This is a genomic window from Shewanella aquimarina, assembly GCF_023349185.1.
GTDB classification, from domain to species: domain Bacteria; phylum Pseudomonadota; class Gammaproteobacteria; order Enterobacterales; family Shewanellaceae; genus Shewanella; species Shewanella aquimarina.
Genome location: NZ_JAKIKY010000006.1, coordinates 39,184 through 63,385, shown reverse-complemented (window position 1 = coordinate 63,385; position 24,202 = coordinate 39,184). Strand labels below are relative to the sequence as shown.

The 24,202-nt window shown below is 53.7% G+C and carries 26 protein-coding genes; 9 read left to right on the top strand and 17 right to left on the bottom strand.

The window, feature by feature from the left end; genetic code table 11:
* Positions 1-9: 9 nt before the first annotated feature.
* The 3 genes from L2731_RS08955 to asnB all read left to right on the top strand — a co-directional run bounded on the left by L2731_RS08955 (position 10) and on the right by asnB (position 4,641).
* Complete coding sequence (locus L2731_RS08955; protein WP_249252777.1) at positions 10-756, top strand: HAD-IIA family hydrolase; 747 nt, start codon at positions 10-12, stop codon at positions 754-756.
* A 225-nt stretch (positions 757-981) separates the two neighbouring features.
* On the top strand, positions 982-2,643 hold the full coding sequence (locus L2731_RS08950) for a M28 family metallopeptidase (RefSeq protein ID WP_249252775.1): 1,662 nt from the start codon (positions 982-984) through the stop codon (positions 2,641-2,643).
* Positions 2,644-2,982: 339 nt separating this feature from the next.
* Complete coding sequence (gene asnB, locus L2731_RS08945; RefSeq protein WP_249252773.1) at positions 2,983-4,641, top strand: asparagine synthase B; 1,659 nt, start codon at positions 2,983-2,985, stop codon at positions 4,639-4,641.
* Positions 4,642-4,747: 106 nt separating this feature from the next.
* On the opposite strand, the gene L2731_RS08940 is transcribed toward asnB, so the two are convergent.
* From L2731_RS08940 to L2731_RS08915, 6 genes are all read right to left on the bottom strand, one after another.
* Positions 4,748-5,512, bottom strand: a complete 765-nt coding sequence (locus tag L2731_RS08940) for a substrate-binding periplasmic protein (RefSeq protein ID WP_249252770.1) — start codon at positions 5,510-5,512, stop codon at positions 4,748-4,750.
* A gap of 81 nt (positions 5,513-5,593) precedes the next feature.
* Complete coding sequence (locus tag L2731_RS08935; protein ID WP_249252768.1) at positions 5,594-5,941, bottom strand: 5-carboxymethyl-2-hydroxymuconate Delta-isomerase; 348 nt, start codon at positions 5,939-5,941, stop codon at positions 5,594-5,596.
* A 2-nt stretch (positions 5,942-5,943) separates the two neighbouring features.
* Complete coding sequence (locus L2731_RS08930; RefSeq protein ID WP_249252766.1) at positions 5,944-6,294, bottom strand: VOC family protein; 351 nt, start codon at positions 6,292-6,294, stop codon at positions 5,944-5,946.
* Positions 6,295-6,476: 182 nt separating this feature from the next.
* Positions 6,477-7,181: a DUF445 domain-containing protein gene (locus L2731_RS08925; protein ID WP_249252764.1), complete on the bottom strand. Its 705-nt coding sequence runs from the start codon at positions 7,179-7,181 to the stop codon at positions 6,477-6,479.
* A 71-nt stretch (positions 7,182-7,252) separates the two neighbouring features.
* Positions 7,253-7,684: a GNAT family N-acetyltransferase gene (locus tag L2731_RS08920; protein ID WP_249252762.1), complete on the bottom strand. Its 432-nt coding sequence runs from the start codon at positions 7,682-7,684 to the stop codon at positions 7,253-7,255.
* Between the two features lie 125 nt (positions 7,685-7,809).
* Positions 7,810-8,802 (bottom strand): FAD-binding oxidoreductase, encoded by a 993-nt coding sequence (locus tag L2731_RS08915; protein ID WP_239850181.1) that lies wholly within the window; start codon positions 8,800-8,802, stop codon positions 7,810-7,812.
* A 170-nt stretch (positions 8,803-8,972) separates the two neighbouring features.
* Here L2731_RS08915 and L2731_RS08910 point away from each other — a divergent pair, with 170 nt between their 5' ends.
* Entirely contained in the window at positions 8,973-12,290 is a 3,318-nt protein-coding gene (locus tag L2731_RS08910; RefSeq protein ID WP_249252759.1) for a DUF748 domain-containing protein, read from the top strand.
* A 226-nt stretch (positions 12,291-12,516) separates the two neighbouring features.
* The gene (locus L2731_RS08905; RefSeq protein WP_041511706.1) at positions 12,517-12,873 is read left to right on the top strand and encodes a glutathione S-transferase N-terminal domain-containing protein; all 357 of its coding nucleotides are present in this window, start codon (positions 12,517-12,519) and stop codon (positions 12,871-12,873) included.
* Positions 12,874-12,933: 60 nt separating this feature from the next.
* On the opposite strand, the gene L2731_RS08900 is transcribed toward L2731_RS08905, so the two are convergent.
* From L2731_RS08900 to L2731_RS08885, 4 genes are read right to left on the bottom strand one after another with little or no spacing between them, the layout of a single operon-like run.
* On the bottom strand, positions 12,934-13,338 hold the full coding sequence (locus L2731_RS08900; RefSeq protein WP_041511707.1) for a CBS domain-containing protein: 405 nt from the start codon (positions 13,336-13,338) through the stop codon (positions 12,934-12,936).
* A complete protein-coding gene (locus L2731_RS08895; RefSeq protein WP_041511708.1) occupies positions 13,335-13,685 on the bottom strand; it encodes a P-II family nitrogen regulator in 351 nt (116 codons plus the stop codon). The genes L2731_RS08900 and L2731_RS08895 overlap by 4 nt, the downstream gene beginning before the upstream one ends.
* Positions 13,675-14,463 (bottom strand): DUF1538 domain-containing protein, encoded by a 789-nt coding sequence (locus L2731_RS08890; protein ID WP_249252757.1) that lies wholly within the window; start codon positions 14,461-14,463, stop codon positions 13,675-13,677. The genes L2731_RS08895 and L2731_RS08890 overlap by 11 nt, the downstream gene beginning before the upstream one ends.
* The gene (locus tag L2731_RS08885; RefSeq protein WP_249252755.1) at positions 14,463-15,197 is read right to left on the bottom strand and encodes a DUF1538 domain-containing protein; all 735 of its coding nucleotides are present in this window, start codon (positions 15,195-15,197) and stop codon (positions 14,463-14,465) included. The genes L2731_RS08890 and L2731_RS08885 overlap by 1 nt, the downstream gene beginning before the upstream one ends.
* 241 nt (positions 15,198-15,438) lie before the next feature.
* Here L2731_RS08885 and L2731_RS08880 point away from each other — a divergent pair, with 241 nt between their 5' ends.
* Positions 15,439-15,897 (top strand): hypothetical protein, encoded by a 459-nt coding sequence (locus L2731_RS08880; protein WP_249252753.1) that lies wholly within the window; start codon positions 15,439-15,441, stop codon positions 15,895-15,897.
* A gap of 18 nt (positions 15,898-15,915) precedes the next feature.
* Here L2731_RS08880 and L2731_RS08875 read toward each other — a convergent pair whose 3' ends face one another.
* Positions 15,916-16,611 carry an esterase/lipase family protein gene (locus L2731_RS08875; RefSeq protein ID WP_239850177.1) on the bottom strand — a complete coding sequence of 232 codons (696 nt, stop codon included), beginning with the start codon at positions 16,609-16,611 and terminating at the stop codon, positions 15,916-15,918.
* A gap of 51 nt (positions 16,612-16,662) precedes the next feature.
* Entirely contained in the window at positions 16,663-16,986 is a 324-nt protein-coding gene (yqfB, locus tag L2731_RS08870; RefSeq protein ID WP_239850176.1) for a N(4)-acetylcytidine aminohydrolase, read from the bottom strand.
* A gap of 133 nt (positions 16,987-17,119) precedes the next feature.
* On the opposite strand from yqfB, the gene L2731_RS08865 reads away from it, so the two are divergent.
* Positions 17,120-17,365 carry a DUF2986 domain-containing protein gene (locus L2731_RS08865; protein ID WP_239850175.1) on the top strand — a complete coding sequence of 82 codons (246 nt, stop codon included), beginning with the start codon at positions 17,120-17,122 and terminating at the stop codon, positions 17,363-17,365.
* A gap of 160 nt (positions 17,366-17,525) precedes the next feature.
* Here the strand turns inward: L2731_RS08865 and L2731_RS08860 are convergent, their stop codons facing one another.
* On the bottom strand, positions 17,526-19,013 hold the full coding sequence (locus L2731_RS08860) for an MATE family efflux transporter (protein ID WP_249252751.1): 1,488 nt from the start codon (positions 19,011-19,013) through the stop codon (positions 17,526-17,528).
* 58 nt (positions 19,014-19,071) lie between these two features.
* A complete protein-coding gene (locus L2731_RS08855; RefSeq protein ID WP_239850173.1) occupies positions 19,072-19,899 on the bottom strand; it encodes an ion transporter in 828 nt (275 codons plus the stop codon).
* Between the two features lie 144 nt (positions 19,900-20,043).
* On the opposite strand from L2731_RS08855, the gene L2731_RS08850 reads away from it, so the two are divergent.
* Both L2731_RS08850 and L2731_RS08845 read left to right on the top strand, forming a co-directional pair.
* Entirely contained in the window at positions 20,044-20,583 is a 540-nt protein-coding gene (locus tag L2731_RS08850; RefSeq protein ID WP_249252749.1) for a L,D-transpeptidase family protein, read from the top strand.
* A gap of 88 nt (positions 20,584-20,671) precedes the next feature.
* On the top strand, positions 20,672-21,262 hold the full coding sequence (locus tag L2731_RS08845) for a VOC family protein (protein ID WP_249252747.1): 591 nt from the start codon (positions 20,672-20,674) through the stop codon (positions 21,260-21,262).
* A 116-nt stretch (positions 21,263-21,378) separates the two neighbouring features.
* On the opposite strand, the gene L2731_RS08840 is transcribed toward L2731_RS08845, so the two are convergent.
* From L2731_RS08840 to L2731_RS08830, 3 genes are all read right to left on the bottom strand, one after another.
* A complete protein-coding gene (locus L2731_RS08840; protein WP_249252745.1) occupies positions 21,379-22,764 on the bottom strand; it encodes an FAD-binding oxidoreductase in 1,386 nt (461 codons plus the stop codon).
* 420 nt (positions 22,765-23,184) lie between these two features.
* Positions 23,185-23,715 carry a DUF3833 domain-containing protein gene (locus L2731_RS08835; protein ID WP_249252743.1) on the bottom strand — a complete coding sequence of 177 codons (531 nt, stop codon included), beginning with the start codon at positions 23,713-23,715 and terminating at the stop codon, positions 23,185-23,187.
* Entirely contained in the window at positions 23,712-24,200 is a 489-nt protein-coding gene (locus tag L2731_RS08830; protein ID WP_249252741.1) for a chalcone isomerase family protein, read from the bottom strand. Before L2731_RS08830 ends, L2731_RS08835 begins: the two co-directional genes overlap by 4 nt.
* Positions 24,201-24,202: the final 2 nt, after the last annotated feature.

Genomic DNA, 24,202 nt, shown 5'->3' with positions numbered 1-24,202 from the left:
AGACCTAAGATGAAAAACGTAATTTGTGATATTGATGGTGTACTGCTACATGACAATAAGTTGATCCCTGGCAGCGATAAATTTATCCATCGCATTCTCGAGCAGGGAAACCCACTGGTCATTCTGACCAACTATCCGGTTCAAACGGGTAAAGATCTCCAAAATCGCCTCGGCGCCGCCGGGATCCAGGTACCAGAAGAGTGTTTCTATACCTCGGCCATGGCAACGGCTGATTTTCTCAAGCATCAGACGGGTGACAAGGCCTTTGTTATTGGCGAAGGCGCCCTCACCCACGAGCTCTACAAAGCGGGCTTTACCATAACCGACATCAACCCTGATTTCGTCATCGTCGGTGAGACCCGCTCCTACAACTGGGACATGATCCACAAGGCTGCCCAGTTCGTCGCCGCCGGTGCCCGCTTTATCGCCACCAACCCAGACACCCACGGCCCGGCCCACAGTCCGGCCTGTGGTGCATTGTGTGCCCCCATCGAGCGCATCTGTGGTCGCAAACCCTTCTACGTGGGCAAGCCCAGCTCCTGGATCATTCGCAGTGCACTCAACCATATCGGCGGCCACTCGGAAAATACCGTGATCATCGGCGACAACATGCGCACCGACATCCTAGCGGGGTTTCAGGCGGGCCTGGAAACCATTCTGGTCACCAGCGGCGTCAGCCAGATAAAAGATATCGACAAGGAGCCATTCAGGCCCAACCATGTGTTTGACTGCGCCGGTGATATCGACGTTATCTAGCCCGATTAGCCAGAGAAATCACTAGCCAAGACGCGCGGCCCAGGCCGCGTGTTTTTTATCCCTAATCAACACAAGATTTATCCCTCCAAACCCTGATGCTATCTGCCTTCCAGCAAACATAAAGCGTAACATTTAATCGTCCCACCTCCCTTGATAATGAGCGGCATCTTATTCATCATGTGGGCGCAATCAATAAATAGATAACAAAAACAAATAGGAAGTCCCATGCGTTTTGCCCTACCCACCTGTGCTCTGGTGCTCCTCAGCGCCTGTAGCCAGCATGCTCCCCAGCTCAGTAGCGAGGAGCAAGTTCCTGCATTTAACGAAGCCAGATTCAGGCTGGATATTCAGACCCTCTCCTCGGATAAATTTGAGGGCCGTGCCCCGACGACTCAAGGTGAGAAGCTGACGCTGGATTACCTTAGCAAGGCCTTTGCCGCCGCCGGGCTGGTCGGCGCCAACGATGGCAGCTTCCTGCAACCCGTACCTATGGTGAGCTACACCGCCAGCGAGTCGCAAAACATCACCCTGGGTGACCTGCCGATGCACTACCGTCAGGATATCGTGCTTGGCAGTCGCCACGACAATAAGGGCGTCGAGATCAAAGATGCGCCCCTGGTCTTTGTCGGCTATGGCATCAAGGCACCCGAATATAATTGGGACGACTACCAAGGACTGGACATGAAGGGCAAGATTGCCCTGATCCTGGTTAACGATCCCGGCTTCGCCCTGCCAGAATCGGGCAAGTTTAACGGCAAGGCGATGACCTATTACGGCCGCTGGAGCTATAAGTTTGAGGAAGCCAGCCGTCAGGGGGCCCTCGGCGCCATCATCATTCATGACACCAAGCCGGCTTCATATCCTTGGTCTGTCGTCGAAAACAGTTGGACCGGCGCGCAGCAAGATCTGGTGCTGGATAAGGCCACACAGGACAGCCGCGTACAGGTCGAAGGCTGGATCACCAAGGAAAAAGCCAGCGAACTGTTCGACAGTGCGGGCTTGTCCCTTGCAACCTTAAGCGATCGCGCCGCCAGCAGCCCGGTGAATGTCGCCCTGCAGAAAAGTGCCAGCATCGCCTTCACCAACAAGGCGGAATATGCCGATAGCTACAACGTCGTCGCGACTCTGCCCGGCCAGGACGCCAGTGATGAGCAGATCCTCTTTACTGCTCACTGGGACCACATCGGCCTGGACAGCAGCAAACAGGGCGATCAGATCTATAACGGCGCCCTGGACAACGCCTCTGGCACAGCAGGGATCCTGGAGATTGCCCGCCAGTTTGCCACCCAGGCCAAGCAAGGTAAGCCGCTTAAGCGTTCGCTCACCTTCGTCGCCACCACAGGCGAAGAGCAAGGATTGTTAGGTTCGCGCTACTACGCCGCCAACCCTGTCTATCCTTTGGACAAGACAGTGGCCGTCTTCAACCTGGACAGCACCAATATCTATGGCCGTACATCGGATTACACTATCGTAGGCAAAGGTAAGTCACAACTGGAAACCTATCTGGTCGAGGCGGCCAGCGGCCAGCAGCGCACCGCGGTGAGTGAGACACGTCCTGAATCTGGCGGCTTCTTCCGCTCAGACCACTTCAGCTTCGCCAAGTATGGTGTGCCTGCGGTATTTGCCGGTGGCGGCAACAACCCCGTCGATGACGCCACGGCCAAATACAAGGCCGAGATGAAAGCGCAGATGAAGGGCTGTTACCACAATGTCTGCGACGAATATCGCGCCGACTGGGATCTCTCCGGCGCCCTGGAAGATCTTGGAGTCTACTATCAGGCCGCTCAACGCCTGGGTAACAACGGTGACTGGCCCGGCTATTATGCCGGCACCGAGTTCCACCAACTGCGCCCGGCAACCACAAAAGAGACCACTACCGCCGAGTAACTAAGGTTTTCGGCAACTCATGAATAAAAGGCTTCCATCGGAAGCCTTTTTGTTTATTTATCCGCCAGTCACGCCACTTTTTACCAACTCGACTAAAATCCAGACTGAGATTAAGAATGCACAAATCCCACCTCAGATATGGGAACAAAAATAGAGATTTCACAATTTAAACCACAAACAGCAAAACAAAACTCAAAATCGTCGCCATAAAAACCACGAAAACATCATCTAAAACGCAAATTTTATGACGTTTTGATAATTTTCAGGCTTGGCAGATGAAGAAAATGCTGTCAAAGTGATTGGCAACTGAGATTTATACCGTTTTCTGGAGCTTTCATTATGTGTTCAATATTTGCGATTCTCGACATCCAAACCGATGCCACGCCGCTACGCCAGGTTGCCTTGGAGATGTCCAAGTTGCTGCGCCATCGCGGCCCCGACTGGTCAGGGATCTATGCCAGCGACAAGGCGATCCTCGCCCATGAGCGTCTGGCCATCGTCGATATCGAGCATGGCGCCCAGCCACTGCTGTCAGAAGATGAAAGCCTGATCCTGGCGGTCAACGGTGAGATCTACAACCACAAGGAACTCAAGGCCGAACTGGGTGACAAGTACAGTTACCAGACCAACTCAGACTGTGAGGTGATCCTCGCCCTCTATCAAGAGTACGGCACCGAGTTTCTGGACAAGCTCAACGGTATCTTCGCCTTCGTGCTCTACGACAAGCGCAGCGACAGCTACCTGATTGGCCGGGATCACATGGGGATCATCCCCCTCTACACAGGCCATGATGCCGAAGGCAACTTCTATGTCGCCTCGGAGATGAAGGCGCTGATGCCCGTCTGTAAGACGGTCGAGACCTTTAAGCCTGGCCACTACCTGACCAAGAGCGGTGAGACCCACTACTACCAGCGCGACTGGCAATCTTTCGAGGCCGTGCAGGACAACGAGGCCAGCGTGGAAGAACTACGCGAGGCACTAGAAGCCGCGGTCAAGCGTCAGCTGATGTCAGATGTGCCCTACGGCGTGCTGCTCTCAGGTGGACTGGACAGCTCTGTGGTCTCAGCCATCACCCAGACCTACGCCAAACGTCGTATCGAAGACGATGGTGCCAGCGATGCTTGGTGGCCGCAGCTGCACTCTTTCGCGGTAGGCCTGACCGGCGCACCTGACCTGGCGGCGGCGCAGAAGGTGGCCGATGCCATAGGCACCATACACCATGAGATCACCTTCAGCTTCCAGGAAGGGCTCGACGCGATAAAGGATGTGATCTATCACCTGGAGACGTACGATGTCACCACCATACGTGCGGCAACCCCCATGTATCTGATGGCGCGCAAGATCAAGGCGATGGGGATCAAGATGGTGCTGTCTGGCGAAGGCGCCGACGAGCTGTTTGGCGGCTACCTCTATTTCCACAAGGCACCAAACGCCCAAGCCTTCCATGAAGAGTTGGTGCGTAAGTTAGACAAGCTACATCTGTTCGACTGTCTGCGCGCCAACAAGGCGATGGCGGCCTGGGGCCTGGAGGCACGTGTACCCTTCCTGGATAAAGAGTTTATCGACACGGCGATGCGACTCAACCCTGAGGCCAAGATGTCGAAAGAGGGCCGTATCGAGAAGCATATCCTGCGTCAGGCCTTCGAACACAAGCTGCCACAAGAGGTGGCCTGGCGTCAGAAGGAGCAGTTTAGCGATGGTGTCGGCTATTCCTGGATCGATGGCCTAAAAGACCATGCCGCGGCTCAGGTAGACGATCTGCAGCTGGCCAACGCCAAGTTCAGGTTCCCTTACAACACGCCTGAAACCAAGGAAGCCTACTTCTATCGCTGCTTCTTCGAGGAACACTTCCCGCTGCCATCGGCCGCCGAAACCGTACCGGGTGGCAAGTCGGTCGCCTGCTCAACCCCTGAGGCTTTGGCCTGGGATGAGAGCCTGCAAGGGATCATCGACCCATCGGGTCGTGCAGTGCAGTCGGTGCATGAGAGTGCTTACTAGGCGCTTGCCGATAGAAAATGCAATAGAAAGTCCAATAAAAAAGAGACCTTAAAGTCTCTTTTTTATTGGCACACTCTCGTTCACTCGTGTTATTCATGCTGGTGAATCAATAGTGTTCTAGGTGCTGCGTGGCAAACTGCTCGACCGCCTGCATGAAGCGCCCCTCTTCATAGGCCTGAGTGATGATTTCCTGCATCTTATCCATAGGGATCCCCATTTGGTGCCTTTTGCTCACGCCAAAATAGACCTGGCGATGCTCCTCATGGCTATAGGGATGTACCCTAAGCTTGTCGTCGAAATCGCGAAAACGCGCCCTCAGGCTCGGCAATACTACCTCGGAGACGATCAGCAGCTCGAAACGTCCCTTGAGTAGCATGTTGGTCGCCGAGATCACATCGTTGGTCTCCACCTTATTCAGGCTGTCATCATTGTCGAAACGGTCAAAATATTCTGTCTCCCGTGATACGCCGATGGAGAGCGGCCTCAGATCCTCATAGTCGTTCACACTCGCCAGTTCACGCTGACTGATGAAGACGAATCGGCCGTCATCGCGATAGGGCAGAAAGTGGCTATAGACCGCCCGCTCTGGCTTGGCATATATCCCGGCCACCACATCGGCGCTGCCCTGCTCTAGCATATGCAGGCAACGGGCGAAATTGGGGCTGGAGATAAAGGTCAAATGACGCTGCAACAGATGCGCAAACAGCTCGAGCGCGGCAATATTCTCACCGATAGGCTCATGCTCACCCTCGAGAATTTGAAACGGCGGATAGTGATCGACGCAGACCCGCATCGTCTGCTCGTCTTCGGCGTAAACCGGCGGCGCGGCGAGCAAGCCCGCCACCAACATCAAGGCCTTGGTAAGCTGCATTCAAGAATGACTCCTGGGACTCCATCTCCCATTGACCATACTACTCCTGATAAAGACTTGGCTCTTCAGCCATTTAATCGTTTAATCATTTAGCCGTTTAAAATAGTGTTCACGTTCGATATCCAACACCTCCATGGTGATGCTGGATACAGAGGCGCACAACGACGCGATCTGGCGATCGACACACCGCATCAGATGCTGCTTCTGTTCACCGGTGCGACCGGGCATGATCTTAAGCGTGATATGAATAAAATCGGCTCCTTCTGCCTCACCGACACGGTAATGCTCGGCGCTATAGGCGCGAGACTTGATACTGGCAGGCTCAAACAGCTCGCTCTCGATGGCGCCGCGATGCACCAGCTCAACCAGGTTGTCGATGGCAATCTGCTGCGCCAGCGGCGCGCTATATTCGACGATACAATGAGGCATTCTTACTCAGACCATACCGCAAACTCGTTACCGTTTGGGTCCTTAAAATGAAAACGACGACCGCCAGGAAATGAGAAGATCTCCTGGGTGATCACGGCGCCCGCATCGGCAACCGAAGTTAAACATACCTCTAGCGCCTTGGCATAGAGTACGATTAACGGCGAACCAGAAGCGATATCGAAACTTTTATCCGACAGGAAAAATCCACCAGCAATCCCCGCGTTGGTAAAACAGCTATACTCGGGGCCATAATCTTCAAACTGCCAGCCAAACACCTTGCCAAAGAAGGCCTTGGTCGCGGCAATATCCTTAACCGGGATCTCGATATAGTTAATGGTCTGGTCTTGATTCATTGCATTTCCTTGCAGTGACTATCGTTGTTAGGTTTAGCCCATCAATGTGAGCCAAGTCTCGCTTTTTAAATCTACCCCCTAACTAAAGGTAAAGCGAGTGTTAAATCTAGAGGGGCAGTGCCATAGCTCAGATTATAGGCAATAAAAAAGGGAGCCAGGCTCCCTTTCTATTCGTCTTCAACCTAGCCCAGCAAGGCCGCCAGCAGGCCAATGAGGCCACCGAAGACACCGCCCCAGACCACCAGCCAGCCTAAGTGCTGTTTGATCATTTGCTGCACTATCTCTTTCACCAGCTGAGGGGTCAGTTCGGCAAGGCGCTGATCCACAATACTCTTCACCTTGGCCCTGAGATCCGCCAGCACATCGGGCTGCTCTATCTCATTCTTTAGCAGTTCATAGAAATCATCGCTCTGGGTCAGCTCGACCAAGGAGGTCTTCATCTTGTTGATGAAAGGCTCTTTAAGTGGCGCTATCGCCTCCGTGCCGCCAAACATGGTCAGCATGCCACCGAATGAGGACTGCTCTACCGTGGTCACCAAGGCGTCGAAGGCAGGCGACATATCCACCTTCTCGATGACAGGCTCCAGGTTGATGTGGGCCACACTGCCCCCCTGCAGTGACAGGAACTTATCTATATTCTCGTTGGTAAAAAACTGCTCCATCATCAGATGGGCGATGCCCGCCTTAAACTCCTCGAAGCGCGCCAGCACCACGCCGCTGCCATAGAGGCCTGGCACCTTCTCAAATAACATATGGATCGCCAGCCAGTTGGTGACCGCCCCCGACAGAGCAAACAGGCCGATACTAAAGACGATAGCTTGCTGAAAAAGATAGCCGCAGACTACCAACAGGGCAGCCAGTAAATTAGTGATAAGACTCTTATTCACCGATTTATCTCCAAGGATAAGACAAAAAACGGCGCTATCTTACCACAAGCAAAATCCCTGAAGACAGCCTATTAGTATTGGTTAGCCGCCTGCTCGGCAAACACTGCGCTCGTGTCGCACTCGTCGATGTATATGAAACCGTCACCGCTGAGGTGTTCGCGGCGCACCGCCATCACATTGGTCTCATCGGCCAGCTCCTTGGCTTTCTCAACCAGACGGGTGGCGATACCTTGATGGCGAAAGGCCTCCTCGACATAGAGGTCGTCAAAATACCAAACGGGCTTGAGCAAGCGCGAAGAAAAGGAGGGGTAGAGCTGAATAAAACCGACGATCTCAAGGGCCACCTGAGCAATGAAGATCACCGAATCATTCTCATGCAGACGGGCCTGTAGGAACTCGCCACTGTCGGCCAAGGCAGGCGCTTGCCCCAGGCTCTGACGATAACGATCAAACAGAGGTGTCAGCAGGTTAAAATCATCTTCAATTGCAATTCGTATCAGCATATTCCGTCCTTGAAATCTGTATTCGCCTAGGATGAGGGGCGACAAATACAGTTACATCCTTATGATTTAGTTGATGTTATCATATCAGGATTAAAATAACAGTCCATTGTTACTCCGACCTAAGTCTAGCCTCTGGGACGTTTGCGCAGATCTTTGTACTCGAACGACAGGCTGTGGATACGTTCAATGGGGAATCCATTGAGAAAAGCAATCTCCCGGCTCTCGTTAACCAGGCCCGGCTCGCCGCAAAGAAACAAGTGTTGCTGACGGTCGAATTGGTGACACTTGAGCGCCTCGCTAAAGGGGTTGGCATGGATCACCCGCCGCCCCTTGCTCTCACTCTGCCCTGTGATGCAGGCCTGATAGTGAAACTGACGATGTTCCAACATCATCTTAAGCAGCTTAGGATGCAGATAGAGATCGTTATCATCCCGGGCGCCCACATAGAGGAAGATCTCCCCCTGATGCCCCTGAGCCAGCGCCTGCATCAGCATGGCATGGGCCACACCAAGACCACTGCCGAAGGCGACGATGATCAGCTTGGCATCACGATAGGCGCTGCGGTAATAGCGGCTCCCCAGCGGTCCCTGCACCAGCAATTTCTCTCCTATGCCGGCATGGTGATACAGCCAATCGCTGAACTGCCCATTATATTTGCGCCTCACGTGCAGCTCGAGAAAAGGCTCATCCGGCAGACTGGTAGGCGAATAGCTGCGGGTCAGGCCGTCGAAGCGTCGTAAGTTGATGTACTGCCCCGGGTGGTGCTGCAAGGGTTCGTCTAACGCCAGGCGGACGCGTACCACGGCCTCGTTGATAAACTGCTTCTCCTGGATCTTGGCGCCGACAAAAAGATCCTGCGGCAGGATAGACTTGAGACGCAAGGCTGGGGTGGGCTTACACTGACAGGAGCAGAGATAGTGACGCTGCTTAAGCCCAAGCGTCAGACCACGCTGGGCCCCGATCGCCATTTCGCCATCGACATGTTGCAGCAGACAGGTTTTACACACGCCCTTCTTACAGGAATAATTGACCCGCTGACCATGGCGTATCAGGGTGTCTAATACCGACTCACCGGCCTTAGCCTCAAATGCCTGACCGTCGAGGTAAAATGTTGTCATATATGTCGATTTATCTCGTAGAAATTTAAATAAATTTTATGTTTAGCCGTTCATTATCGATAATAAACCTACTAAAATTATAGCGACTGGTTCACAAACGTGCGGATAGGACTCGCCGTCCCCCCTTCTCTGAATCTTTTCAGTTCGTCTACAACGTCATTAAGGTCATTATGTCTTCCGTCCCATCATTTTTCGCTCAACTCGGACAAAAATACAAACAGCTGCCTAAATATCAAAGGTATATTGGTATCTCAATTACCCTGTATTTAACATGGACCCTGTTACTGGGTCTACTGCTTCCTTACCTGTTAACCCAGCAAATTCCTAAGCAGCTGTCGGATCAGATCTTAAGGCCCGTCTCCCTCGGGGAGGTCAAGATAAACCCCTTTACCCTAGAGGTCGAACTCACTGATTTTGCCATCAAGGAGAAGGACGACCAGGCCTTCGTCGGCTTTAAGCGATTGGGACTCAATATCCAGTTTTGGGACTCACTATTTCAGCAAGGCCTGAGTCTTAGCGACATCACGCTGGAAAATCCCCATGCCGAGGTTAAGCGTCTAAAGAGCGAACAGGCGCTGAGGTTTAATTTCACCGATATCCTGGAGACGCTAGCGAAAAATAGCCCTCAAGCCGAACCAGAAGTCGAAGGCAATGGCACTATTCCCCATTTTATCCTCAAGAACCTGGCAATCGTCGATGCCAACCTGCATCTAGCCGATGAGATCACACGAGGAGAGGTGAGTTACCCCAAGGTCAACCTCAAGGTTGCCAGCTTCGACTCCCATAATCCCATTGTGGCCACCAGAATTAATGACCAAGACCAAGACCAAGACAATGAGAATGACAGCAAAGCCGACAAGGCAGGCACCAACAGCAATGCGGAGGCTAAGGCAAACCGCTACCACATGGAGTTCCATAGCGACCGTGGCGGTAAAATTGCCCTCAAGGGACAGGTACAGCTCACCCCATTCGAGCTTGTTGGCGATATCAGCCTAAATCACATCGATCTGCCCCAACTTTGGGCCTTTGTTGCCGACGCTTTTAATGTCTCGCTGGACAAGGGCTATGTGGATTTCGCCACTGAGTACCGTGTCGCTCAGGAAGGCGACAAGCTAGAGGCCAGCACCAGCGCCGGCGAGCTCAGCTTTAATCAGCTGCAGATCAGCCACGAGCAGCGCGAGCTTATCACCCTTGGGCGTTTTGCCCTCACAGGCATAGAGGCAGATCTGGGCCAACAGCGTGTGGATCTGGCCGCCCTGACCTCGAGCGATCTTACGGTCAACGCCAGACTAGATGATAAGGGCGTAGATCTCGCCGCCCTGTTAACCCCTAAGGCGAGTGCTGTTGAAACGACGTCCTCTGACACAAGCTCTACCGAAACGAGTGCTAACGCAACGAGCACTAGCGAAACCAGTTCCAACGAAACGACAGCCAGCCAGGCCAACAGTGAACAAGTGGCCGAGGCTGAGATTGAGGCTAATGCTGGTGAGCAGACTGCTGAGCAGACGGCTGAGCAGACGGCTGAGCAAGCCGTTGACAGCAATGAGGCGTCAGGCTGGCACGCCAGGCTGGCAAAAATCGAGCTGAGCAACTATCGGCTCAACCTCACCGAGCAGCTGTTTAAAGAGGAGAACCTCTGGCAGATAAGCCAGCTGCAACTTACCACAGGCGCGCTAGATGAGAGCCTGAGTCAACCCATAGACTATCAGCTGGCATTAGCCATCAACCAAAATGCCAAGGTACAGACTAAAGGGCAGATCGATGCCCTGGCCAAGCAGGTCAGCGCCGATCTCTCACTCGAGGGGCTGAGCCTTAACTGGTTCCAGAACTACATTGCGCCTATTGTGAACATCAAGATCGACGATGGCCGCCTGGCGACATCGGGACAACTGCTTGCCGATGCCAACGGCAAACTAAATTATCAGGGCACACTTCAGGTTGACGATCTTCAGGTCAAAGACCTCAAGGCCAACAAGACATTGGTGAAGTGGCAGCAGCTGGATCTCAACCAGCTCGACTTCGATAGAAAGGCCAACAAACTGGCAATCGATCAGGTAACCCTAGACAAGCCCTACGGACGTATACTGATCAACGAAGATCGCACCACCAACTTCCAGGATCTGCTGGTCGCCCAGGCGGCGTCTGAAGATGCGAAATCTGATAAAACAGAACCAGACAGTGCTAAACCAGATAGCGCCAAACCGGCAAAGGCTGAGCAAACGAGTGACAAGATAGGCGATGCGGCCAAGCCGATGGCCCTTAGCATCAACAAGATAGTGTTTAAAGATGGCTCGACCTTCTTTGCCGATAACTCTCTCACTCCTAACTTTGCCGCCAGCATAGAGCAGCTCGAAGGCAATATCGCCAACCTCTCCTCAAGTAGCGACAAGGCCGCCAAGGTCGATATCAAGGGCAAGATAGACAGATACGCCCCGGTCGTCCTCAATGGTGAGATCAATCCCCTGCTGGAGCAGCCTTACCTGGACCTCGATCTCAGCTTCAAGCATGTGGAGCTCACCTCGGTTAACCCCTATTCGGGCACCTACGCGGGTTACTACATAGACAAAGGCCTGATGTCACTGGACCTTAAATATCAGCTGGAGAACAATCAGTTGGTGGGCGACAACCATCTGGTGGTCGATCAACTGCAGCTGGGTAAGAAGAGTAACTCCAGCTTGGCGACCTCCCTACCTGTCACCCTGGCCATCGCCCTGTTACAAGACAGACACGGGGTGATCGACTTAGGCCTGCAGGTCTCTGGCGATCTCAACGAGCCAAGCTTTAGCTTCGGCAGCATTATCGCCACCGCCTTTACCAATGTGATCACTAAGGCGGTGACCGCGCCCTTCAGCCTGTTAGCCGGCCTATTAGGCTCAGACGATGAGCTGGATAAAGTGGCCTTTACCCCAGGTCTGGCGATGCTGCCAGAGGAGAGTCAGACACTACTGAGCAAGCTGGCCAAGGGCTTGGCCGACAGGCCCAAGCTTACCGTCAGCGCCAAGGGCGCCGTGGATCTCATCAACGACAGTCAGGCCTTAATGACGGCCAAGCTGCATCAGGCGCTGGTCGTTGAGGCGCAGCTCGATGATGCCAAGTTTACCGAGGCGCAACTACCGCAGGCACTCACGGCCAGTACCTTCCCCACCACGGGTATATTGTCTGATGCGCTAAAGTCCCTGTACCAGAAGACGCTGCAAAAAGATCCAGACGAAGTACTCAAGGAGATCAAACAGCAACAGGCGCAGCAGGAAATAAACCAAGAGGAGTTACAAACCCGCTGGCATATCACGCTATATAACTACCTGGTCTCGGCGCAGCAGCTTGACGATAACGCCCTGGGTCAGTTGGCGCAGCAGCGAGCGCTGGCGGTTAAGCAATATCTGATCGAACAGGCCAACATCGAAGCGGGCCGGGTATTCGTGCTCGACAGTCAGGCGGCCCTCGACACCAGTGCATCTCAGGCCCTGCTGACCCTGAGCGCCGAATAACCGCGCATAACCCCAAGTCATTTAAGTAAGATAAAAACGGCTAAGCCCAGGCTTAGCCGTTTTTTCTGCCCGCCACTCCTCTAGTTCAAGCTCGAGCCCTAGGGCGTAACCTTGGCTAAATGAGGCGATAGAAATAAAAGGATAAGGTCTCGGTTTGCGGCAAGGCTTTGATCTCCATCACGCTTGCGTTAGAATCCGCCCCATCAAAATTATCTAGGAGTCGTTAATGTTTATTGTTCGCTGGGTATTAGGCCGCATTATCCTGTTTCTGAATTTTGTTTTTACCCCTAAGAAGCGTCAGCGTCCGCTGGCGGAGCAGGCAAGAGTGGACGAGCAGACACAAGGACTTGCGCTATACCAGTACGCGGCCTGTCCCTTCTGTGTAAAGGTGCGCCGCGCCATTCGTCGCCAGGGACTGAATATCGTCACGGTCGATGCCAAGCAGGACGAGCATCAACAGACCTTGGTACAACAAGGCGGCCTGGCTAAGGTCCCTTGCCTGCGTATCGAAGAGGCCGGAGAGACTCAGTGGATGTATGAATCCTCGGATATCATAGACTATCTCAATAAGCGATTCGCCTAAGCTTATGCTTAAGCACTACGGGCACCCTAGGGTGCCCTTTTTATTGGCTGGCTCAAGGCGCTACAGATGGGGCAACATCCCCTTAAGCACTATGTCGTGATAGGTCACCACCCCTAAGATCTTACCCGCCTCGATCACCGGCGCCTTGTTGATGCCGAAGCGTTCGAACAATCTGGCGGTATAACGAATGTCCATGTCGGCGTGTACCGACAGCACAGGTTTAATCATGATCTCATAGACATTGACCCGCTCTGGCGACTTATCTTTGGCCAACACCTTGCGGGCGATATCGCTCATCAGCACCATGCCGTATTCATCGTGTTCATGACGCTTGTTCACCAGCAACATGCTGACATCGTTGCCCACCGCCAGCTTGATCGCCTCGGCCACGGTATGCAGACCATCGACCATCACATAGCTGTCTTTCATGACGTCGCTGTTCTTAATTAGCCTGCTTGGTTTCATAATTGATCCTCAATCTCTTTGCTGAGTTTTTCCACCTGATGGGCGACACCGACGGCGTCTTCCACATCTATCTGTATGGCAATCCCCTGCCCAGGGTTCGTCTCAAACTCCCCTACCCGGCAAATGGTTTCCAAGATGCTGCGGCTCATGTGCTCCTCTACCAACCAGAGGATCACGTCCCGCTGTATATCCAGACCCAGGCCCATGAAGGTCTTCTTCTTCTCCAGCCCTTCACCGCGGGCATGATTAATGACTGTCGCTCCCGTGGCGCCCGCCTCTCTCGCCGCATCGAGCACGGTATCGGTACAGGTTTCATCGACGAAGGCGACGATAAGTTTAAAGCGCATGGTCTCGCTCCTTAGCGGATTTTCGCTGACTTAAGAATTCGACTAACTGGGCGTAGCCCATCACAGTGATCATAGGAAACAGGCTGGCAAAGGCAATCAGGCCGAAGCCGTCGATAAGCGGGTCGCGCCCCGCCACATTGGTGGCCAGCCCCAGGCCAAGCGCCGCCACCAGCGGCACGGTCACGGTGGAGGTGGTCACCCCACCCGAATCGTAGGCCAGAGGCACTATCATCTTCGGGGCATAATAGGTCTGAATCACCACCAGCACATAGCCGGCCATGATGTAGTAATGGATGGGATCGCCCACCACGATGCGAAAACAGCCGAGGGCTATCCCCATGGCCACGCCGATCGCCACCGAGATCCTGAGCCCCTGTATGCCGATGGCGCCACCCGAGACCTCATTGGCCTTAATCGCCACGGCGATAAGCGAGGGCTCGGCAATCGTGGTACTAAAACCAATAGCCGCGGCAAACAGGTAGACCCAGAGATAGTCTTGCCAGATAAAAGGCGTATCGCCGCCCTCAGGGTGGAGAAAATCGGGCGAGGTCAGCTGGCTGGCCATGCTTTGCCCTATGGGAAACAGCGCCAGCTCGAGCCCTACCAAGAACAGGCTGAGCCCTATGATCACATAGACAAACCCCAGCAGCACCCGGCGCCAATTGGCTACGGCTCGCTTGAGTACCCCAAGCTGAAAGCCGAATAAGATGACGGCTATCGGCACCACGTCCCGGGCCGTCAACATCAGGGTATCCAACATCTCGCTCAGATAAGTCATCACAACACCCACATGCCGTAGAGTAAAACGAAGATCATCGGCGTCAGGCTGGCAAAGGCGATCAGCCCAAAACCATCCAACATGGGATTACGCCCCTTGATCACACTGGCCAAGCCTACCCCAAGGGCGGTCACCAAGGGCACGGTAATGGTCGAAGTGGTCACGCCGCCAGAATCATAGGCGATACCTATGATGTTCTCTGGCGCAAAGGCGGTTAACACCATGACACACACATAGCCACCTATGATTAAATAATGAATAGGCCAGCCCTTGAGAATACGGATCACCCCGAGCAGAATCGCCAGCCCCACCGAGATGGCCACCGTCAGCCTGAGCCCCATGGCATAGCGCTCCATGGCATCACTGCTCGACGCTATGGCGCCGGCATTAGCCGCCACCTCGGCGGCCTCATTCGCTACTGCCGTCAAGGCGGGCTCCGCCAGTGTGGTGCCGAAACCCAGCGAGAAGGAGAAAACAACTAACCAGAAAACGCTGCCCTTACGCGCCAGCGCCTGTGCCAGAGACTCACCTATGGGAAACAGGCCCATCTCGAGCCCAAAGACGAAGAAGGTCAAACCGAAGACGATAAATACCAGCCCGAGGAGGATCTCGGCCATATTAGCCGGAGCCTGATGCAGCACGAAGATCTCGAAGAAGGCCACCACACAGATGATGGGCACCAGATCCCGAAAACTGCCGAGTAATGAACGAAACAGGCTGATCAAGGCCGACATGCAAACTCCTTAGCGCAGGGGATCTCCTAACACATTTCCCCTTACCTTGAGTGTGCCAAGACGCTAACAAATAACAACAATTTTCTCACATCTCACCCTATTTACGTGAGCCAGTTCAAGTTACTCAGCCAAAGTCAATTTAGGTAAAGTCATGTAACCTGGGGTGATCTCCCCTGGCAATTGGGTTATGCTCGGCCTGTCACAAATGTTAACCTTCGACGAAAATAAAGATAATAATAAGATGCCGATGCCTTCCCCACTGCTTACCACCACTGTGCTTCTCACCGCTATGCTTAGCCTTGTCGGCTGCGCCAGCAAACGCGATGTCGATGATTTTAAGGTTCGTGTAGAAGATACCTTCCAGACCTCAATCAAGGGCGACGGCATCAAGCTGTTTACCTACAAGGTGAAGTACGCCGAGCTGCCCACCCTGGAACAGCCCCACATGCAGCGAGTGCGTCAGATAGAGAAGATGAAACGCTCGGGGAGCAAGAAACGCTCCATCTATGAGCCAGACCTGAGGAGTTGGACCGAGCAGATAGAACTTGGCCTGGAGAAGACCATCACCATGACAGGCTACTGCCGCGAAGGCTATCTGGAACTGAGCCGTATCATAGAGGTAGGACGCGGAGAGATCCGCGGAGAGTGCAACGATGGCGCCACCGACGCCGACATCAGCAAGTTCGCCGACAAGGGCTAAAAATCTGGCAGAAAAGGGTCAGAGTTCATCCGCAGGCGCTCGAGGCTTAAAGCATCCGTGAGCCAAGAAATGCGCCGTCTGGGCAATCACCCTGGCGTTATTCATCATGAAGGGATGGGTTACCGCCAGGCTAATATGATCCCTCATCCCCTCGAGCCGAGTGCGCGCCACGGTGACCTTGCCATCATTAGGCCCAGGCAATAGGGTCGAGAGCAGCAGGTTAACGCTGCGATTGCCAGCAATCACCCCAAGGTCAAAATCAGCCTTACCGAGACGATTCGGCACGCTACTCGCCTCTGTGCCCAGCTGCATGCCCGCAGGGCCATTAACCAGCATAAATCCAGGCATATTCCTCAGGCGATCCACCACCTCACTGCCGCCATTCGGTGGGCCAAGCATCACCACCCGGCCAAGGGCGGGCAAGGCATGTTGACTCAGGTACTGGCGCACCAGAATGCCGCCCATAGAGTGAGTGACAAAGTGAATTTTCTCTCCACGGCACGCAGACAATGCCTTGTCGATATGCTCCCCGGCCAGCGTCTCGATATCAAACTGAGTCGAGGGATAGCCCAGATTCACGCATTGGTAACCCTTGGCCGACAGAGCATTCGCCATCTTCTCCATCGAGGCCCTGCTGCGCGCCAGTCCATGAAGCAAGACTACAGATTCATTAAGCGACTGCATGTTAATTGGCTGCATGTTATTTGGCTGCATAGTAAAGCGACTCCTTCTCTTCCTTGCCAAGACGGCGCCTACATAGCTGACCTACAGCAAACGATATTCGATAAGGTACAAGGTTTTAATCTCGCCATATATCTCGGTGATTACCGCCTTTAACTGCTCAAGCGTCATGTTCTCTTGCGCGGCATGGCGCTGATTTAAGGCATCGAAGGCGAGCTCTTCGACCCGAACCACCTGAATATCACAAAAATGCCTGTCTGTTTCGAAGGTCGATACCGACAGGCGATCGCCGACGCGAAAGTGCGACTCGCTCTCATCCCTCAAGGTGATAGTTTTGGCGCCACTTAAAATATCGGCCTCGAAGCGCTCAAAGAAGGTGATCTTGGCATCACAGCTTATACGACTCATAATTCCTCTATCTCAACACTCGCCTATAGCCCCAGCGTGCGGATTAGGTTAAAATCCGCCCCTGGTTTGGGTTACCCGACGGGCGACCCCGTAAAGTCCACATATTATCTGAATCAAACACCTGGGTGGAAGTATGAACAAGAAACAAAAGATGCTGAAGAAGACGGCAAAGCGCGCCAAAGCCCGTCACAACAAACATACGCCGCCGACAGTAAAGAAATATATCTCAAAAGGCGATCGCGCCAAGATGCTGGCCCAGGAGCAGGCCGAAGCCGCCGCCAAGGCTAATGCCGCCGAGAAGGCCGCTAAGTCTGAGGACGAACAAGACGTGACAGCTGAGAGCGTCGAACAAGAAGAGGCTCCGGCGCAGCAAGGCTAAGGCTTACGCCTTGTGCCTAATGCATTTAATGTCTAATGCCTAAATGCTAATGGCTATTGCCAATAACTAATGCCTCTACCAAGCGGCGCCACTACGGCGCCGTTTTTGCCTCTATCGCTTTCATAGCCGTTCTAACCATCCCTTGTGTAACAGAAGACAGTTAGTCACGCGTTTCACCTGTAACCAGCTCACTGACGCGATTGCTTGCCTCACAATCTTGCTCCTCACTGATCTGCGCCATCTGGGCACAGGAGGATGACAGTGGATTGGTGCTGCTGGGGCTTAGCTCCTCATCGAGCGCCTCCTGGCTAACGGCTAGCGCCGCACTGGCATGCACCTTGTCAACCAAGCGATAGGCAGTTAATACACCCAGCACGCCGAAGAGGATCGCTCCCAGCACCTGGCCGATCAACACACCTTCGACACCACCCAGTTGGCCGCCATAGTAGACGAAGGGAATGGTGCCCAGGGTTGCCTTACCCACGTTAAACAGGGTCGAGTACTTGGCCTTACCCAGGTTATTGAAGGAGGCGTTTGCCACAAACAGGGCACCGGAGAAGACGAAGAAAACGGCGATGTAGCGACAGAAGAAGCGGATCAGCTCGGCGCTCTCCCCCTGCATGGCAAACAGGGCCACTATCTGCTCCTGCAGCAGCATCAGCAGCAGGGACACAGTCACCACATACAGGGCGCAGAATTGCAGCGCCTTGGTGAGACTCTGGCGCACTCGGGCAAACTCCCGCGCGCCGAAGTTCTGCCCGACTATCGGGCCTATGGCGCCGCTCAGCGCGAAGATCATGCCAAAGGCCACGGGCGTCAACCTGCCCAGCACGGCCCAGGCGGCCACATAACTGTCACCAAACTCGGCGATGGCGCGGGTCACCACGGCGTTGCCTATGGGGGTGGCGATGTTGGTCATCATCGCGGGGCCCGCGATGGCAAAAATTGGCTTGATATCTTCCTTGAAGGCGCTGAGATCGAAACGGCCAAACAGCTTATGCTTGACCACCACGCCCCTTGCGGCCACCAGCAGCACGGCGAGACGCGCCAGCACAGAGGCGAGCGCCGCCCCTTCGATGCCCATGGCAAGCAGGAAGATGAAGATAGGGTCAAACACCAAATTAACCCCGCCCCCTGTCAGGGTCGATACCATGGAGAGTTTGGCATCACCCACCGCCCTGAGCGCGGCTCCAAGGGCCATCGCCAGACAGATGATGGGCATGGAGGGCACCAGAATATAAAGGTAGCCGGCGGCCAGCTCACCGGTGCGGCCCGTAGCCCCCACCAGGGTGAGTAGCTCGGGGATAAAACAGGTGACTATGATGGCGACCAGAGAGGCCACCAGCACTGTCACCACGGCGCTGTTGAGCAGCAAGCGCTTGGCCAGCTCAAACTCTTTGGCGCCCACGGCGCGAGACACCAGGGCGCCGAGGGCGATAGAGAGGCCGATACCAATTGAGGTAGTAAAGAAGGAGATGGTGCCCGCGTAGCCAACGGCCGCGGCCAGCTCCTGCTCCCCCAGCAGACTGAGGAAGAAGATATCGATCAGATCCACCACAAACAGCGCCGAGATGCCGATGGCGGCGGTGGAGCTCATCACCAGTATGTGGCGCATGATAGAACCCTGGACAAACTTAGCCGTGGTCATAACGCTCCCTCATAACCAATCACGCTTACTGCCGAATAGATTGCAAACATAAGGCTCCCTAGAGGTCGGTTTCCAGCTCGTTGCCGCATTTGTCACAGTAGAGCGCCGAGACTTCGTGGCCCATCTTGAGACAGTTGCTGCAGCGGCGCAGATCTTTCTTGCGCACCATCTCCTGGGAGATCTCCGAGGTCAGGATGCCGGTCGGAATGGCGATGATGGAGTAACCTATCAGCATGGTTAGCGCGGCGATCCCCTGCCCTAATGTAGTCTGCGGGGTAATATCGCCATAACCTACCGTGGTGATGGTAACGATTGTCCAGTAGATAGATTTCGGCATGGAGGTGAAACCATGCTCGGGTCCTTCCACCACATACATGATGGCGCTGAGCACCATGACGATCAGGCTGACGGAGAAGAAAAACAGAAACACCTTACGGCTCGACTGCATCATGGCCCGCAGCAGTAAGTTGCCCTCGCTGAGATAACGCAGCAACTTGAGTACCCTGAAGATACGGAACAGTCGCAGCACACGGATCACCAGAGTGAAGTTGGCTCCCGGGAAGATGAGCGCCAGGTAACTGGGCAGAATGGAAAGCAGGTCCACCACACCATAGAAGCTGCGGGCATATTGTGCCGGCTGAGCGGAGCAGTAGAGTCTGAGCATGTACTCTAAGGTAAAGATACCGGTAAAGCACCATTCGGCGATACGGATCCAATCGCCATAACGATTATGTATGCTGTCTATGGTGTCGACAAACACCAGGGCGACACTCAACACGATACAGACGATCAGGCTGATGTCGAAATAACGACCGGCCGGCGTGTCTGTGCCGAAGATAATCTCTCTGAGTTTCTGTTTACGCGCCTCTTGCGGGGTCTCATCCATCTAAATCAACAATCCTTATCTCTCGCCATCGAAGACGTCAATTCCACCCACTATGATGCAACATGGAATTAACCGATCCAGCTTAATCTAAAATAAGGTATGATGAACACCCAAGTAGTGGCTTTATTTTACCGAACCAAGACGATGCAGACATTTTTTAAACAACTCCTGCTGCTTTGCCTGCTCGCCCCGTTAGGGGTTACCTGGGCGCAATCGAGCAGCTTAAGCTCGCCCCATAGCGCCAGCAAGAGCCAGATTGGCAAGGTAGATCTGGTGGTAGTCAATAAGTCTGAGGCCAGCATGCTATTGATGCGCCAAGGTAAAGTATTAAGACGCTACAAGATTGCCCTGGGCGATCGTCCGGTGGGCCACAAGCTGCAAGAGGGCGATCAACGTACCCCAGAGGGGCGCTATATCCTGGATTATAAGAAGGCCGACAGCGCCTACTACCGTGCTATCCATATCTCCTACCCCAACGATGAAGATAAACTCAGGGCCGCCGCACTGGGGATCAATCCCGGCGGACAGATCATGATCCATGGCCAGAACCCCAATTCCTCTCTAACGCCGGATGAAGCCCAGCGCCTCAACTGGACCGACGGCTGTATCGCCATCAAGAACGAAGAGATAGACGAGCTGTGGCGCGCCGTCGATACCGGCACCCCCATAGAGATCTGGCCTTAAGACAAGTGCCGCCCCAGTGCCGAACCCGGGGCCAGCGCCGCTAGCACGGCACTAATACCCAATTTTGAGTCCACACAAGATAATTAAGATGATGACTGAATCTCAAGTTTCCGATGAGCTGACTTTTGACGCGCTCAAGCTGCAGTGGCCTACCTTCAGCCAAGCGATTTTAGATTTCATGAAAGAACTGGGGCTGGATGGCCTGGGCCTTGAGTGCGATCACGCCGCCCTCAGGGTCAACACCAGCCAAGGCGCCGACAGCCTTAGAGAGGCCTTCTGCCGTCAGGGTGAGATCATCTCAAACAATGTGATCAACGGCCGCCCCATACTCATTATCGCCCTCGATACGCCCTGGATGCTGGGCGAGCTGACGATAGAATGTATCGAGCTGCCCTACCCCGGCGATAAACGCTATCCGATCGAGGGCTGGGAACATATCGAGTTGGTGCTGCCGGGCGGCGCGACCACCACAGAGACACTGAGCGAGCAGCTACTCGAGCGGGTGCCGACACTTACCAGAGTGCTGGCTCAGGAAACGGATGTTAAGGTGAAGATGAGTTCGCCCCAGGGGGAACATGAGCGCCTGGCTAACCCTACCATCGCATTCAAGCGGGAAAATCTCTGTATTAAGGTACATCCCCACGGCATTAAGACGGTTATCGCCTCAGAAGCCAAGTAGGCGCTCGCTCTGATACTAAACTAGCACCAGCAAAGTAGACAGGTACCAAACAGTAATCAGCCAAGTGACTATCGAATGATAAGCGACAGTCACTTGGCTTCTGGTTTGCGCCCTAGCTAAGCGGGCTTAATGTTCTGATTGACCCTAAACAGGTTGTTCGGATCGTACTGCTTCTTCAGCTGCCGCAAGCGCCCGTAGGTCTCACCATAGGCTGACTCGGTGCGGTCGGCTTCATCATCGGTCAAGAAATTGATATAGGCGCCGCCACTGGCAAAAGGCTTGGTCTTATCGAAGAACTCCCGCGCCCAGGCGATGCAGCGTTTATCGTCATCGGCAGACTCCCAGCGAACGTGCACATTTAAGACGTACTGGGCATCTCGTGCAGAATACGCCATGGCATCGGCTGCTGGCAGACAAGTGGCGCAACCTATGGACGCGATGAAGATCTCACATTGCTCTGTGGGCAGGGTGCCGGCATATTCGATGGCCGTATCGATAGCCGCTTCAGTCAACTGAGTAAAATTGTGGGATTTCCAGTAGTTACGGGCACCAGGCGTCAATAGTGGATCGAAGGCTTGCTGCCAAGCGGCGAAGGGTTGTACACCGACATGCTCACCCACAGGTGTGCCAAATTGACGAAGCGGTGCAATCAGTTTCTCACCTTCGACAGGATCGCCGGCATAACATATCGCCAGCACTATCACCTCTTTGCCGTGTACCGTTTCGGGTAAAAATGGCAGCGGTGGTGCCTTGCGGGCAACCATCCACACACTCAGTTCATCGGGGGCGTTGGCGGTAAAGTTAACAAACTGACTGATAACAGACTTTGCCTGCTCGAAGGGAAACACTATCAGGCCGCTAAGAACGTCAGGCCCCAGAGGATGGAGTTTAAACTCAAACTGAGTGACTATGCCGAAGTTACCGCCACCGCCACGCAATCCCCAGAATAGCTCTGGCTCACTGGCTTGGCTGGCAACAAGTTGTTTGCCGTCGGCGGTCACCACATTAGCAGAGACCAGGTTATCGATAGTCATGCCAAACTTGCGGCTTAACCAACCAAATCCACCACCCAGGGTTAACCCTGCTATCCCCGTGGTGGAATTGATCCCCACGGGTGTCACCAGGCCATGTTCTTGTGTGGCTGAATCCACATCCTCCAGCGTACAACCGGGCTCGACCCAAGCCATTTGTTTGTCGGGATCCACCCTGACCTGTTTCATCAGTGACAGGTCGATCATCAAGCCATCGTCACAAAGGGCCTTACCCGCGATATTGTGGCCACCGCCACGCACCGAAATCAGTAGTTGATTCTCTCTGCCAAAGTTAACGGCTTTAACTACATCCTCCGCCGAGGTGCACCGGGCAATCATCCCCGGTCTGCGATCTATCATGCCATTCCAGATCTGTCGCACCTCATCGTAGTCGCTGTCTTCGGGCAAAATCACCTCACCACTAAAATCAGCCTTAAAGCTGTCCACCTGAGATTGTTGTAAACCTTTCATATAAGCTGCCTCTTATGCGTCACATCGTCGCGCAAACAATGTATTTGCCAATAAGTGCTATGCTCATTCCCTCAAGTTCAACATCTTTACATCGTGATTCTATTTAGAGTAATACCAATCGTAATAAATAATTAATCATGCTAGCTGGTTAAAGCGCTCGATAACGGTATTAGTATTTTTAATTGTAAAATAATTACTTATCTAAAAATCCTGCTTTGTTCTCAAGCGTTTTTCCTGCGCTATTTGCTATCACATACTTACTGTGATTGGTATAAGGGCTTTCTATAAGGATTAAAATTACTGCATTTCAAAAGAGCATCAGTCTTTATGTTAGTAGAAACTCTCCCGTTTGGATAACCAGACTCATTCGCAAAAACAGCGAGAGCCATTAACGACACCAAACGGGTAAATCCTTTGCCCTTACTGTTTTTCGATATACAAGATGACTTCGCCGACTTTGAAGCCAAACTTGCTCATCTCGGTCTTGTTAAACAAGCGCTTTTCATCGAGCAGAAACATCCAATCATCTAGGGTTACCTCATAGATCTCACCATCGATGGGGATCTCGAGTTGATATTGCCAGAACAGCGCCGCGCCTCGGGTGCGACCGAGGGCGATGCCCACCACATCCTCAGCGCTGCCTTGATAGGAACCATCGCTAAGCTTGGTCAGCTGCCAGGTGCGAGTAGTACGCTCGCCATCGTCGAACACAAACCACTCCTTGATCTCACCGTTATCCCCCTGCCAGTGAGCCAACAAATCGACCTCGAAGCGCCTGATAAGTGTACCCGAGCGGTCAAGCACTATGCCGTAGGCCTTTAGCTTACCGTCGAAAAACTGATCCAGATGCAGCGCCGGGCTGGTATCGCGATAATCCTCGAGTGATGCACTACCACAGCCGCCGAGCAGCAACACAAGACAGGACAAACCTAGTAAAATGATCTTTTTCATTGTCTTAATCCTAATAAGCCTTGCCTGAGCTCAGGCTCAGAGGTGCGCTCAGATAACCAGATAGCCAGAAACGCCTCGCCAAAGGTTTGATCCTGGATCTGTCCCAGCTCCTCGTCACCGAAGTAGAAATGACTGTCGCCCTGTGAGTTCACCCATAGCGTCAGGCTGTCGCCCTGGCGCACGTCGGGCCATAGGTCCTTAATATGTGCCTGCCAAGGCGCTATCTGCTCGTCGGAATACCCCAGGTGACGCCATTGGTCTATGGTCGCCTCAATAAGCGCATCACTGTCGATATCTCGGTAGTAATTAATTCTCAGCGCCTTGTCACCAGCGGCCTGATACTCAGGGGCAGTGCCATACAGCTCGGCGCGATACAAGGTCCAAAATAGATACTGCATCTCGGCGCTACCTATCTTGTGTAACCGGTCGAGATCGGCTGCCTGAACATTCAGGCTAAAGAGTAATAGCAATAGATATTTACCCATGA

Coding starts and splice junctions, on each gene's coding strand:
- L2731_RS08915 (WP_239850181.1), bottom strand. CDS start 8,802: ATGACAACATTTTACCTCGACGGTCAGGCATTTGAGGCTAAGGCCGGT.
- L2731_RS08845 (WP_249252747.1), top strand. CDS start 20,672: ATGATGACTGAATCTCAAGTTTCCGATGAGCTGACTTTTGACGCGCTC.
- L2731_RS08840 (WP_249252745.1), bottom strand. CDS start 22,764: ATGAAAGGTTTACAACAATCTCAGGTGGACAGCTTTAAGGCTGATTTT.
- L2731_RS08855 (WP_239850173.1), bottom strand. CDS start 19,899: ATGGATGAGACCCCGCAAGAGGCGCGTAAACAGAAACTCAGAGAGATT.
- L2731_RS08835 (WP_249252743.1), bottom strand. CDS start 23,715: ATGAAAAAGATCATTTTACTAGGTTTGTCCTGTCTTGTGTTGCTGCTC.
- L2731_RS08900 (WP_041511707.1), bottom strand. CDS start 13,338: ATGAAACCAAGCAGGCTAATTAAGAACAGCGACGTCATGAAAGACAGC.
- L2731_RS08860 (WP_249252751.1), bottom strand. CDS start 19,013: ATGACCACGGCTAAGTTTGTCCAGGGTTCTATCATGCGCCACATACTG.
- L2731_RS08890 (WP_249252757.1), bottom strand. CDS start 14,463: ATGACTTATCTGAGCGAGATGTTGGATACCCTGATGTTGACGGCCCGG.
- L2731_RS08850 (WP_249252749.1), top strand. CDS start 20,044: ATGCAGACATTTTTTAAACAACTCCTGCTGCTTTGCCTGCTCGCCCCG.
- L2731_RS08910 (WP_249252759.1), top strand. CDS start 8,973: ATGTCTTCCGTCCCATCATTTTTCGCTCAACTCGGACAAAAATACAAA.
- yqfB (WP_239850176.1), bottom strand. CDS start 16,986: ATGAGTCGTATAAGCTGTGATGCCAAGATCACCTTCTTTGAGCGCTTC.
- L2731_RS08885 (WP_249252755.1), bottom strand. CDS start 15,197: ATGTCGGCCTTGATCAGCCTGTTTCGTTCATTACTCGGCAGTTTTCGG.
- asnB (WP_249252773.1), top strand. CDS start 2,983: ATGTGTTCAATATTTGCGATTCTCGACATCCAAACCGATGCCACGCCG.
- L2731_RS08920 (WP_249252762.1), bottom strand. CDS start 7,684: ATGCTGATACGAATTGCAATTGAAGATGATTTTAACCTGCTGACACCT.
- L2731_RS08895 (WP_041511708.1), bottom strand. CDS start 13,685: ATGCGCTTTAAACTTATCGTCGCCTTCGTCGATGAAACCTGTACCGAT.
- L2731_RS08955 (WP_249252777.1), top strand. CDS start 10: ATGAAAAACGTAATTTGTGATATTGATGGTGTACTGCTACATGACAAT.
- L2731_RS08865 (WP_239850175.1), top strand. CDS start 17,120: ATGAACAAGAAACAAAAGATGCTGAAGAAGACGGCAAAGCGCGCCAAA.
- L2731_RS08880 (WP_249252753.1), top strand. CDS start 15,439: ATGCCGATGCCTTCCCCACTGCTTACCACCACTGTGCTTCTCACCGCT.
- L2731_RS08930 (WP_249252766.1), bottom strand. CDS start 6,294: ATGAATCAAGACCAGACCATTAACTATATCGAGATCCCGGTTAAGGAT.
- L2731_RS08935 (WP_249252768.1), bottom strand. CDS start 5,941: ATGCCTCATTGTATCGTCGAATATAGCGCGCCGCTGGCGCAGCAGATT.
- L2731_RS08940 (WP_249252770.1), bottom strand. CDS start 5,512: ATGCAGCTTACCAAGGCCTTGATGTTGGTGGCGGGCTTGCTCGCCGCG.
- L2731_RS08830 (WP_249252741.1), bottom strand. CDS start 24,200: ATGGGTAAATATCTATTGCTATTACTCTTTAGCCTGAATGTTCAGGCA.
- L2731_RS08950 (WP_249252775.1), top strand. CDS start 982: ATGCGTTTTGCCCTACCCACCTGTGCTCTGGTGCTCCTCAGCGCCTGT.
- L2731_RS08905 (WP_041511706.1), top strand. CDS start 12,517: ATGTTTATTGTTCGCTGGGTATTAGGCCGCATTATCCTGTTTCTGAAT.
- L2731_RS08875 (WP_239850177.1), bottom strand. CDS start 16,611: ATGCAGCCAAATAACATGCAGCCAATTAACATGCAGTCGCTTAATGAA.